Origin of the sequence: Bacillus sp. FJAT-27001, assembly GCF_019039175.1 — a bacterium.
In the GTDB taxonomy this organism is placed as follows: Bacteria; Bacillota; Bacilli; order Bacillales; family Bacillaceae; genus Bacillus; species Bacillus velezensis.
In genome coordinates this window covers 35,050-46,946 of sequence record NZ_JAHOAA010000004.1, presented here as the reverse complement: position 1 = coordinate 46,946, position 11,897 = coordinate 35,050, and the positions used below count along the sequence as shown (strand labels likewise).

Sequence of the window (11,897 nt, the reverse complement as noted above, 5' to 3'; positions counted from 1 at the left end):
CTTCTTCTATAAACCTAAACGCTCAAAGATCAAGTCGACATTTTTCAAATGATAATTGTAGTCAAAGCAATCGGCAATCTGTTCCGGTGTGAGACGGGACGTGATTTTTTCCTCCGCTTCGACAAGCTGGCGGAACGGCACTTGTTTTTCCCATGCTTCCATCGCTTTCGGCTGAACCGTGTCATATGCTTCTTCACGAGGCAGACCCGTGTCGATTAAAGCAAGCAGCACGCGCTGAGAATAGATCAAACCGAGTGTGCGGTCCATGTTGCGTTTCATATTTTCCGGGAATACCGTTAAGTTTTTGACGATATTGCTGAATCGGTTCAGCATGTAATTCAGCGCGATTGTCGCGTCAGGAAGAATGATGCGCTCAGCTGATGAATGAGAAATATCACGCTCATGCCATAACGGTACATTTTCGTATGCCGTCAGCATGTACCCGCGGATCACGCGCGCCATGCCCGTCATATTTTCCGACCCGATCGGATTCCGTTTATGAGGCATAGCCGATGAACCTTTTTGTCCTTTTGCAAAAAACTCTTCCACTTCACGTGTTTCACTCTTTTGCAGACCGCGGATTTCCACTGCGAATTTTTCAATGCTCGTCGCGATCAAAGCCAGTGCCGCCATGTAATCCGCATGACGGTCGCGCTGTAATGTCTGAGTGGAAATCGGCGCCGCTTTCAGGCCGAGTTTTTCACAGACATACTGTTCTACGAACGGATCAATATTTGCATATGTGCCGACCGCGCCGGAAAGCTTCCCGACTTCGATCCCTTCTTTTGCCTGCTTGAAACGTTCAAGGTTGCGTTTCATTTCTTCATGCCAAAGCGCGAGTTTCAGGCCGAATGTCGTCGGTTCCGCGTGTACGCCGTGCGTGCGGCCCATCATGACCGTGTATTTATGTTCTTTCGCTTTTTCTTTTATAATGTCAACAAATCTCTCAATGTCCTTGAGCAAGATTTCATTCGCCTGTTTTAATAGATAGGAAAGAGCGGTATCCACGACATCTGTTGACGTCAGGCCGTAGTGAACCCATTTTCTTTCTTCGCCTAATGATTCTGAAACCGCGCGGGTGAATGCAACGACGTCATGACGCGTATCCTGCTCGATTTCCAAAATGCGGTTGATGTCGAAAGACGCGTTTTCGCGCATGACTTTGACGTCTTCTTTCGGAATGACGCCAAGCTCAGCCCAGGCTTCACAGGCTAAAATCTCGACTTCCAGCCATGCCTGGTATCTGTTTTCGTCCGTCCAGATCGCGGACATTTCAGGTCTTGAATAACGTTCGATCATTATGCTCGTCCTCCGTCTCTTTTCATCCATATGTTCGTGATGTCCTGAATCCATGTTTCATCAGGCTTCCGCAAAAATGTCATATGCCCCATTTTGCGGCCTTTTTTAATCTCATGTTTTCCGTACAGGTACAGTTTGGCTTCCTTTAAAAGCTCCGTATGCTCCTCTGCAAGCTTCACTTCATCATCGAGCAGATTCACCATCATTCCCGGTTTGAGAAGATCGGTTCTGCCGAGAGGAAGTCCGCAGACCGCTCTGATGTGCTGTTCGAATTGGCTCGTTTCACAAAGGTCGAGCGTATAATGCCCGGAGTTGTGAGGACGCGGCGCCAGTTCATTGATCAAAAGGTCTCCGTCTTCCGTGACGAACATTTCCACCGCAAGCGGCCCGACAAGCTCCAATTTCTCCGCGAGCTGAACGGCAAGCGCCTCTGCCCGCTTTTGAACCGTTTCCTCCGCTCTCGCGGGCACGATGCTTTGGAACAGAATATTATTTTTGTGGATATTTTCAGCAGCCGGAAAGGTTGAAATCTCACCGTGCACCGATCTCGTCACGATAACGGAAAGCTCCATCCGGAACGATACCCAGCTTTCAAGTATGCACGTGCCGTTTTCTAACAGCACAGCCGCTTCATCTGTCTGTCCTTCTTCCTTAATGACAAATTGGCCTTTGCCGTCATATCCGCCGCGGCATGTTTTCAGCACCGCCGGGAGCCCCAGTGCCTGAACGGCTTCCTCAAGCTCCCGTCCGCTGTTTACGATCCGATAAGGCGCGACTTGACAGCCTGCTGACTGGATCGCCTTTTTTTCCGTTTCCCTGTTTTGGGTGATGAGCAGCAGCTCGCTTCCCTGGGGAAGATATGCATGTTCTTTGAGCCAGTTGAGCGCCTCGTAATCGATATTTTCAAATTCGTACGTAATGATGTCACTGACTCCGGCCAATTTTTGAATCGCTTCACGGTTATTGTACTGGGCGGTAATCTCAATATCGGCGATCTGTCCGCATGGCGAGTCTTTCACGGGATCGACGACAGCAACTTTATAGCCCATCTGTTTTGCGGCGACAGCCATCATTTTTCCGAGCTGTCCGCCTCCGATAATGCCGATGACGGCGCCGGGATAAATCGTTTTTTTATCAGACAAGCTGATCACTGCTTTCCAGCACCGTTTGTTTTGTCGCATTTCTTCTCGCCTCTAGTTTATCCGCAATGGCATCGTCAAATGCCGACAAAATTTGCGCGGCTAACAGACCCGCGTTCACTGCGCCCGCTTTCCCGATCGCAGTCGTCGCGACCGGCACGCCGCCTGGCATCTGTACGATAGACAGAAGAGAATCAAGCCCGTTAAGCGATTTTGTCTGAACCGGTACGCCGATCACCGGCAGCGTCGTTTTGGCCGCCGTCATTCCCGGCAGATGCGCCGCTCCTCCGGCTCCGGCAATAATGACTTTTAAGCCCCTGTCTCTGGCACTTTCTGCATATTCAAACATCAAATCAGGCGTCCGGTGCGCGGATACCACCTGTTTTTCATAAGGAATGTGAAGTTCGTCAAGTATGTCGCATGCATGTTTCATTGTCTCCCAATCGGAGGTGCTTCCCATGATGATTCCTGCTAGCGGCTGCATTCTGTTCCCACCTTCTCATGCTTTGTTTTTCAGAAAAAAAAGCCCGGCTTATATTGCAACTATGAGGAAGCAATACAAACCGGGCATGGCGCGCGTATCGTCAGTCGTTCGCTTCTGCGATATCCATGTCAGCTGTTTATCACTTTCCTGCATAGTCCGGCCGTTTACGGCAGCCGGGTAGAAACTTATGGGCCATATTCCCAAGATTATATGAGGTCGTGTTTTGATTTCATGTTTATCTTAACAACGGACTTGGATAATGTCAACGACATTATCGAACGATATAAAAATTCTTTCTTTTAATGTTCGTGTTTAGATCAATTTCCCTTCAAATACGATTTTTTTCCCGCAAGGAACGACTTGAATTGATCCATTTTCTTTCTTTTCTGTAAAGATCGGCTCTTCCATCCGCCGGACGGGCATATAGCCCTCTTCCTTCATTAAAGTGAGAATGGTATCAATCGTTTCATGTTCCGTTACTTCAAACCGTTTCTTCTTTGGCTTTGTCATTCCTTAATTCTCCTCTTTTTCACTGCTTTCACCCAGAATCCGCCGTGGATCGCTTTCGGCTCAAAAGCGATGATAAACGCTTTTTCATCAAGCGTTTTAATCGTATCATAAAGCTGAAGCTCATATTTGCGCGGCGTCAGAATCTGCATGGCGGTCCGGTCTCCTTCAAGTCCGCCCGCAACCCAGCTTGTAACCCCGTATCCTTTTTCCCGGAGCTGTTTCGGCAGGTCCAGATCAAGCTCTTTCGTAATGACGTTGACTGTTATGTAGCCGAGCGCCAGTTTTTCTTCAATTTTCATTCCCACTATGACGCCGAGGCCGTAGCCGAGCGCATAGGCAATGACGTTTTGAATTTGATTCAGATTGCCGAGCACAAGACTCAGGCCGGTCACATACACAAGGATTTCAATCGTACTGATGCCTGCGGCGAAATAGCGCTGTCCCTTTAATGTCAGAATCATCCTGATCGTAAAGAAAGAGACATATATAATGTTAATGATGAGAATAATGAGAACCATACCTATACTGTTGGATAAAATCGTCTGCATCACTGATTCCCCTCCTCTGATACTTTGAAAAGCATCAATCCTTCAATTAAGGATAGTTTACCCTCTTTTCATCATTTTCAAAAGAAAAAAAAGCCCGCCCCGCAAGGCAGACTTTCAAGCTCTTATCAGTGAAGCTCGGCTTTTTTCAATCGTTTGACGGCTTCATATTCCTTCTCAAGTTCACTCAGCGTGTACCCGGACAGTTCCTGAACATGGTCTTGATAAAACCCTGAGCGGATCAGTTTTGTCCTCAGGTGCTGTTTTTTCCGATTAATGGCTTCTCGCAACAACGGGGCCATCTTCATCATCCCTTTCCGAATCATAAAGAGTAGTGCCGCTTTCGAATTGCTGTTGCTCTCATCATATCTCGGCCGGGTCCTCAAAACAACACGCTTTATTAGAAAAATTTGTAAACATTGTGAAAGACAAATTTCGACTTATAAAGGGATCAGCGAAGCAGTAAAGTACTCTGAAATAAGCGGCCATGTCACAGCCGTAAAAACGAGCATGATGATAACCGCCGCGGAAATACAGTACATCACGTCAGCCGCAGGCTTTTCAGCCGATTTGTATAGAATCTGCACAAACTGCACCATCGCCGAGGCGGCCAGAAACAAGGTCAGCGCCGTAAACACCACGGTGATGACCGGCAGATTCAATATCGCGAAAATCATCCACACGATAGAGCAGGCGACAGCCGGAACCAAAAGCGATCCGACCCCCGCGGCCGCATCCCGCATCGTGATTTTCTGTTTCATCATATAGCGTGATACAAGCCAGACCGCGCCCGCCGCAGCGGCAAAAAAGACGAGCGTATACACGAGAACGACGGTAAAGCCGTCAAAAAACGTATGATGCCGCTCCCCGTATCCGAGAGGCCTTTGCTGGCTTGCCCTCAGCTGAAACCAATTTCCGATTGAGAAAAAGATACTGAATACAAGCATTGAAATAAGAGCATATTTAAAGCGGGAAAAGCCGTCTTCCCCAACGACCTTCACCGGTGATGTCAAAATGCGCAGCGCGAAACGGCAATAACGTTTGACCGCGGCCCATGCAGAAGCGAGTTTTTCCGTAAAAGCCGGAGCCGGGCGCCGTTCTTTTTCTTTTTTCTTTTGCTTTTGATAACGTCCCGCTTTTCTGGACATTCTCGACAGCGGTTCTTCATCAGTTCCCTGATGCTGTTTTTCTTCTTCCAACGTTTCTTTTCTTTCTTCCGTCATGTCAGCAACTCCTATCAAAAAAATACGGCGGAATTTGTTAAACAAGAAAATAAAACACTTATATAAGGTACCGAAGCGTCCTTAAACAGTCAAGCGATTTTCTTCACCCGGACACCCACATGACGTTTTATAGTATGTATTGGTTTTACGGAATAGGACAAAAACAAAAAACCGGCTTAACTCAGCCGGTTTTTCCGTTATTTCAAGAAGATGAAATACAGGATAAAGATGACGAACAGCCCGTACATAATCGGGTGAACGCTTTTTCCTTTTCCTTTGCAGATCATTGTAATCGGGTAGAATATAAAACCGATCGCAATCCCCGTCGCAATGCTGTACGTCAGCGGCATCATAATCATCGTTAAGAATGCCGGCACAGCCACCTCGAATTTATCCCAGGCGATCTTACCGAGCGGCGCCACCATCAGCGCGCCGACAATAATTAAAGCTGGAGCCGTCACATTCGTGGTGACAACTGACAGAAGCGGCGAGAAAAACATCGCCAGCAAAAAGAGAATGCCCGTCACAACAGCCGCGAAGCCGGAGCGCGCCCCCGCCGCAACGCCTGAGCTGGATTCAACATAAGAAGTCGTTGTAGACGTACCGAGTACGGCTCCGATAACGATTGATGTCGAATCTGCCAGAAGCGCTCTTCCCGCACGCGGAAGTTTGTTTTCCTTCATCAGCCCGGCCTGTGTCGCTACAGCCACCAGCGTTCCGGCCGTATCGAAAAACCCGACGAACAAGAAAGTTAAAATGACAATCAGCATTTGGACGGAGAAGATATCCGGAAGATGCATCCACGCCTGTCCGAAAGTCGGCGCAAGACTCGGCACGCTGCCGACAATGTGCGTCGGAACCGGAATCAGTCCGCAGACCATGCCGGCAACCGCCGTCAGAAGCATTCCGATAAATACGCCGCCGTTTACGCGAAGCACCATCAGAATGACCGTCACAATAACACCGAAAACCGTCAGCAGCACAGGGCCGCTGTGAATATTGCCGATAGACACCAAAGTCGATGAGTTTGCTTCAATAATGCCCGAACCCTGCAAACCGACAAATGTGATAAACAAACCGATACCCGCGCCGACCGCTAATTTCAGCTCAGGCGGAATCGCATTAATGATTTTTTCCCGCAATCCCGTCAGCGAAAGCGCCACGAAGATAATTCCGGAAATTAAGACGCCGGAAAGCGCAGCCTGCCATGAAATCCCCATGCCGAGGACGACAGAGAAAGCAAAAAACGCATTTAATCCCATACCCGGCGCAATCGCGATCGGATACTTTGCAATGAGCCCCATTAAAATACAGCCGGCCGCAGACGCCAAGGCTGTAGCGGTGAACACCGCGCCCTGATCAATTTTTAATGCTTCGGGAAATCCTTTCACACCGTTTAAAGACAATGTCAGCGGATTGACGAACAGAATGTACGCCATTGACAAAAAGGTCGTTAAACCGCCGATGATTTCATTACGATAGCTTGTCCCCAGCTCATCAAACTGAAAAAATTGCTTCAAGCCAATTGCCTCCTTCATTCTCTCCCATTTATTCTGCCCGTTATCCGCCAAATAAAAAACGCCCCAAATATATTTGGGACGCTTGACTACATACGTTCAGTCTGAATAAATAAGAATGGATTATTTATATCAAACGATTGAGATTGATCCGTAGTCAAGCCATTTACGGTAGCTTGGTAGAAACTTGCGGGCCATATCCCCGCCATTATACGATATCTGCATATTTGATTTCTGAGTCTATTGTATCAATTCAATTTTGAAAACTCAATAAAAAAACGAACAATCCCGTTAAAAAAATTTGGTTTATTCGTTAATTGACCAAAAATGGAAGACAGCAAAAGCCGCCTTCCAGACATCATTTTCCGTCCGCAGGCCGAACCGGCACCGCGAATGTGATCCCCTTGTCATCCGCCAGCAAGTTCATAACCGTTTGATTGACGTACAAAGCATATGAATCGAATGAGAAACCGCGCAATGAATAGTCTTTATCGGATGAATCATCTAATTCAAAAACGGATTCCATTTCACCCGTTTTAAGATTCGTGACTTTCGCCTTATTCCCTTTCAGATAATAGCCTTTTTCATACTCATCAAGTGATGGCCAGGTTTTCATTTTTTTCGTATTGCCGAGACCGATTGATTCACCGACATTCATCAGCTGATCTTTATCCGCTTTGCTGTAATTAATTCCTGTGAATTGATAATCGACGATCACCCGTCTGCCTTGCTGTTTGATCTTTTTGACGGTAATGCCGACATGATGATGTTTCGTTTCATAACTGACAGGCAGTTTTGTTTTCAAAGGGACAATTTCTCCAGGCTCTGATTCTGATTTTATATCACCCTTTATGAAAAGTGTTTTCGCTTTCGGGTCTATCGGTTTGCTGAATTGAGTTTGGCCGCGTATTCTTTTCCCGCCGCCACGAAGATTCTTTCTGCCGCCAAGTTCAATATTCGACGCCTTCATTTCATAATGGTTTCCGGCATCATCCGTTGCCTCATCAATCGAGATGGTATCATTTTTAGCTGCATCAGAGAAGTCGATAGAATACAGGAGAGCCGATCCCATCGCTCCGTTTTCCGCCCGGATATCGAAAAAGCGGTATAATCCGTGATTTACATTCACAGCTTTCGTCCCTTCAAGAGAAACGGACTTTTGTTTTTTAATAGGTAGTGTAAAGCGCCAGTTTCCGGGGATATCCTTGATTTGTGTAATGACAAGCGGAAGCTTATCACCGTCTTTCAGCTTTGAGCCGTCCGTGAACAGGCGAAGCTGCCCAGCGTACCGCCCGTCTTTCATTTTTTTCATATCACTGCTGTCATAATCCTCTGCTAACATATTCCGTGGATCTTTATAATCAACTTGAAAAGAGATGCTCTCCTCATCTGATTTCAAATTGTCAACGGTAAAATTGTAAACGAGCTGTCCGCTGTCGTAATACACACTTTTCACTGTCACCGTAATCCCGCGTGATTCCGCTTTCTCATTCAGTTTTGTCACCAAATTGCTTTTAAACAGCGCAGAACCTGCCTTATCCTGAAACAGACTGTAAATTTGTCCGGCAACAGGAATGTTTCCCATAGCCGTGTTAACGGAGGGCATGAATAAACCTGAGGACAGATACAGAATAAACAAAGCAGCAGCAACCGCGAGTCCGTTTATCACTTTTCGTCCCCATCTCCGTCTGACGGCGCCTTCTTTTCCGGCACGGACAGCGGCGCTGTGTATCACGTTTTTCAATTCAGCTTTCGGCACGTCAATGTCCTGATACAATTGCTTCATTTGATGCTTTTCCATATATGTTTATCCTCCTTTTCCAGCTCCTGCTTCAATGCTTTTCTCGCCCTGTGCAGATGCGTTTTTACAGTGCCTTCCGCCATACCGGTCTGTTCAGCGATCATAGCAATCGAGAAATCTTGAAAATAATAAAGCTGAATGGTCAGCTGTATATGTTCGTCAAGCGTTTCCAGGGCATTCCGAAGATCTATGTATTCTTCAATGTTCTTATTCTCCGCGCGCGTATCATGTTGCGGCTCAAACGGGATGACGTCTCCGTGCTTTTTCCTCATCGCAAAAATCGTATGAAGCAAAATCCGGATCAGCCACGTTTTAAAATATTTCGGCTCCTTCAGCTGCGCGATATGAAGAAAAGCCTTGTAAGCCGTTTCCTGCACTGCATCCAACGTATCTTCTTTGTGATGCAAATAGAGATAAGCTGTTTTATATAAAGTCTCCTGATGAGCTGTGATTAGTTTTTCAAAGGCTGCGGCATCACCTTTTTTCGCCTTTTTGATCAATCGTTCTTCCTTCACCTTATCCACCTCCTATGCTGTTAGATATGAATCAGGGCAAAACGGTTTCAAAAAGATGAAAAAAAACGCCTCTTTTTTAAAAGAGACGTTTTTTTATCTTGATTTATTCCCATTCAATGCTTTCTAAACATTATAAGAATTAATTTATTGAATATCAAGCCTTTTGGGGTTTGTAGTTCCTTGATTTAGAAGTTACCATTAAAAATATTGCTCCCCCGTGTTCTGAATATTATGGGAGGGGGTAAATACTGTGATTTAGTGTTTTAGTTGACCTTATAATAAAAAAAGCGCACTAAATCGAATTGAAAGGTGCAAAAACATGATTACAAATCAACAATTAGTCATAAACAATTTGGAAGAAAAATTAAAATCATTTACCCATACAGTTAGCGGAGAGCTTACAAAGGAAGAAGATTTCATCATAGCAAATACAAAAATCCCCACTGATACATTCAATGTAATATTACCGAAATCTCCAAATATCAAAAATACAGTTAAGATCAGACATGGAATCGATAATTTTTCATATAAAAAATATCCCTTTAGTATTTGGATTGATGCTCAGTATTTAACTGAGGATTGGACAAAACTTATACAAGAATATGATCTAAAAGAAGCGGAACGTAATGTAATGATGAAACTTGAAAATACTCTTAATGTTGGGCAAAGAATTTCCCATCAGCTTATGATTACTGCTGTGAAAAATGATGAAGAACTTTTAAAATATATAGACATATTCACGAGCTTATTTGAGGGTACACCAGAAAAAGATGCACTAGAAAGTTATTTTAATACGTTTTCACAAGTAAAATTAGGTTCAGAAGTTCAGATGTTTATTGGATGCATAGATGAAATGCCTGTAACTACCGGTTTATTAATAGAAACCAAAGATAGCTATGGTATTTATGATGTGATGACAAAAGAAACATTTAGAGGTAAAGGAATTGGCAGTGAAATGTTTCAATTTCTTCTAAAGCAAACAAAGGATAAACAAAAACCAGTTGTATTACAGGCTTCAGAGGATGGAAAAAATATCTATAAGCGATTTGAATTTATAGATGTCGGAGAAATGGTTGTATTTGAATAGAGGGTTTCTTTAATTTGCTTAATTTGAACAAACTTTATTCTAAAACAACATTAATTATTATCCCATTGTGGAATACTTTTTCTTTAAAATTCACGGTTCAATTAATAATATTGGATCAATTGTTGCTATAAAAGAAAAAAGAGCTTAGAACCCTTATAAACCAAGGATTCTAAGCTTCTTTTGACTATTCCCACTCAATCGTTGCAGGCGGCTTGCTCGTAATGTCATACACGACGCGGTTGATGTGTTTCACTTCGTTGACGATCCGTGTTGAAATCACTTCAAGCACATCCCAAGGGATACGCGCCCAGTCAGATGTCATGCCGTCAATTGATGTTACGGCACGGATACCGATTGTGTAATCATACGTTCTCGCATCTCCCATGACGCCGACGCTGCGGATGTCAGGAAGAACCGTGAAGTACTGCCAGATGTCGCGCTCAAGGCCGTGGTTCGCCACTTCTTCACGCAGAATCGCGTCTGATTCACGAACGATCTCAAGTTTTTCTTCCGTTACTTCGCCGAGTACGCGGATGCCAAGTCCAGGGCCCGGGAACGGCTGACGCCATACGATATCATCCGGAAGGCCGAGCTCTGTGCCAAGCGCGCGCACTTCGTCTTTGAAAAGGGTGTTCAGCGGCTCGATCAGTTCAAACTGCATATCTTCAGGAAGTCCGCCGACATTGTGATGCGATTTGATCGTTTGCGCCGTTGCAGTACCGCTCTCGATAATATCCGTGTAAAGCGTTCCTTGCGCTAGATAATCGATGCCTTTAAGCTTGTCCGCTTCATCATCAAATACGTAAATGAATTCGTTGCCGATGATTTTGCGTTTTTGCTCAGGATCAGAAACACCTTTCAGCTTGTTTAAGAATCTGTCTTTCGCATCAACTTTAATGACATTCATATTAAAGCCTTCGCTGAACGTTTTCATGACGCCTTCCGCTTCGCCTTTACGAAGCAGGCCGTGATCGACGAAAATACAAGTCAGCTGGTCGCCGATCGCTTTATGAATTAAAGCAGCCACAACAGAGGAATCAACACCGCCGCTTAGCGCGCAAAGAACCTGCTTGTCTCCGACTGTTTCACGGATTTTTTGCATTTCGATTTCGATAAAGTTTTCCATTGACCATTTGCCTTCACAATCGCAAACGCCGAATACAAAGTTTTTCAGAAGATCATTGCCGTATTCAGAGTGGCGCACTTCCGGGTGGAACTGAACGCCGTACCAATTCTTGTCCGCTTTGCTCATCGCTGAATTCGGACAGTGATGGCTTGTTGCGTCAACAGTGAAGCCTTCTGGAACTTCTACAACCAAATCGCCGTGGCTCATCCAGACAACTTGTTCTTCCGGAAGATCTTTGAACAAGTCAGGAGTTCCTTGAATCTGAATGTTGGCTTTTCCGTATTCGCGCTGGCTTGCCGCCTCGACTTTTCCTCCGAGATAATGAGTCATCAGCTGCATGCCGTAGCAGATGCCTAATACAGGAATATCTAGTTCAAAGATTTTTTCGTCACAGCGGAAAGATCCTTCATCATATACACTGTTCGGTCCGCCTGAAAGGATAATTCCTTTTGGATTCATTTCTTTGATTTCCTCAGCTGTCAACGTATGGGGGTGCAGCTCGCTATATACGCCAAATTCACGGATCCGGCGGGTAATCAGCTGGTTATACTGACTGCCGAAATCAAGAACAAGAATCATTTCATTCACTAACTTCGTCATGGTTGTCACCTAATCTCCTCTAAGTTTTTGACACAGAAAAAACGGAGGACA

12 protein-coding genes and 2 riboswitches are annotated in these 11,897 nt (G+C 45.3%); of the genes, 1 reads left to right on the top strand and 11 read right to left on the bottom strand.

From position 1 onward, the window contains the following. Positions 1–6 precede the first annotated feature (6 nt). From purB to BGM27_RS14380, 10 genes are all read right to left on the bottom strand, one after another. Entirely contained in the window at positions 7–1,299 is a 1,293-nt protein-coding gene (purB, locus tag BGM27_RS14425; RefSeq protein WP_007408896.1) for an adenylosuccinate lyase, read from the bottom strand. Next, positions 1,299–2,480 carry a 5-(carboxyamino)imidazole ribonucleotide synthase gene (gene purK, locus BGM27_RS14420; protein WP_020953924.1) on the bottom strand — a complete coding sequence of 394 codons (1,182 nt, stop codon included), beginning with the start codon at positions 2,478–2,480 and terminating at the stop codon, positions 1,299–1,301. The genes purB and purK overlap by 1 nt, the downstream gene beginning before the upstream one ends. After that, entirely contained in the window at positions 2,434–2,922 is a 489-nt protein-coding gene (gene purE, locus BGM27_RS14415) for a 5-(carboxyamino)imidazole ribonucleotide mutase (RefSeq protein WP_007408894.1), read from the bottom strand. The genes purK and purE overlap by 47 nt, the downstream gene beginning before the upstream one ends. A 132-nt stretch (positions 2,923–3,054) precedes the next feature. Next, positions 3,055–3,156, bottom strand: a riboswitch (purine riboswitch). A gap of 78 nt (positions 3,157–3,234) precedes the next feature. Next, positions 3,235–3,432, bottom strand: a complete 198-nt coding sequence (locus tag BGM27_RS14410) for an NETI motif-containing protein (protein WP_003155772.1) — start codon at positions 3,430–3,432, stop codon at positions 3,235–3,237. Then, positions 3,429–3,983, bottom strand: coding sequence for a DUF2179 domain-containing protein (locus BGM27_RS14405; protein WP_007408893.1), 555 nt, complete (start codon positions 3,981–3,983; stop codon positions 3,429–3,431). The genes BGM27_RS14410 and BGM27_RS14405 overlap by 4 nt, the downstream gene beginning before the upstream one ends. 122 nt (positions 3,984–4,105) lie before the next feature. Next, on the bottom strand, positions 4,106–4,279 hold the full coding sequence (locus BGM27_RS14400) for a Fur-regulated basic protein FbpA (RefSeq protein WP_003155777.1): 174 nt from the start codon (positions 4,277–4,279) through the stop codon (positions 4,106–4,108). A 138-nt stretch (positions 4,280–4,417) separates the two neighbouring features. After that, the gene (locus tag BGM27_RS14395) at positions 4,418–5,200 is read right to left on the bottom strand and encodes a hypothetical protein (protein ID WP_007408892.1); all 783 of its coding nucleotides are present in this window, start codon (positions 5,198–5,200) and stop codon (positions 4,418–4,420) included. A gap of 197 nt (positions 5,201–5,397) precedes the next feature. Next, a complete protein-coding gene (locus BGM27_RS14390; protein ID WP_007408891.1) occupies positions 5,398–6,720 on the bottom strand; it encodes an NCS2 family permease in 1,323 nt (440 codons plus the stop codon). Positions 6,721–6,851: 131 nt separating this feature from the next. After that, a riboswitch (purine riboswitch) is annotated at positions 6,852–6,953 on the bottom strand. Between the two features lie 122 nt (positions 6,954–7,075). Continuing rightward, complete coding sequence (locus BGM27_RS14385) at positions 7,076–8,518, bottom strand: DUF4179 domain-containing protein (protein WP_007408890.1); 1,443 nt, start codon at positions 8,516–8,518, stop codon at positions 7,076–7,078. Next, entirely contained in the window at positions 8,500–9,033 is a 534-nt protein-coding gene (locus BGM27_RS14380) for a sigma-70 family RNA polymerase sigma factor (RefSeq protein WP_007408889.1), read from the bottom strand. Before BGM27_RS14380 ends, BGM27_RS14385 begins: the two co-directional genes overlap by 19 nt. A gap of 319 nt (positions 9,034–9,352) precedes the next feature. On the opposite strand from BGM27_RS14380, the gene BGM27_RS14375 reads away from it, so the two are divergent. After that, a complete protein-coding gene (locus BGM27_RS14375) occupies positions 9,353–10,120 on the top strand; it encodes a GNAT family N-acetyltransferase (protein ID WP_007408888.1) in 768 nt (255 codons plus the stop codon). Positions 10,121–10,304: 184 nt separating this feature from the next. Here BGM27_RS14375 and guaA read toward each other — a convergent pair whose 3' ends face one another. Then, complete coding sequence (guaA, locus tag BGM27_RS14370) at positions 10,305–11,846, bottom strand: glutamine-hydrolyzing GMP synthase (protein ID WP_007408887.1); 1,542 nt, start codon at positions 11,844–11,846, stop codon at positions 10,305–10,307. Between the last annotated feature and the right edge of the window lie 51 nt (positions 11,847–11,897).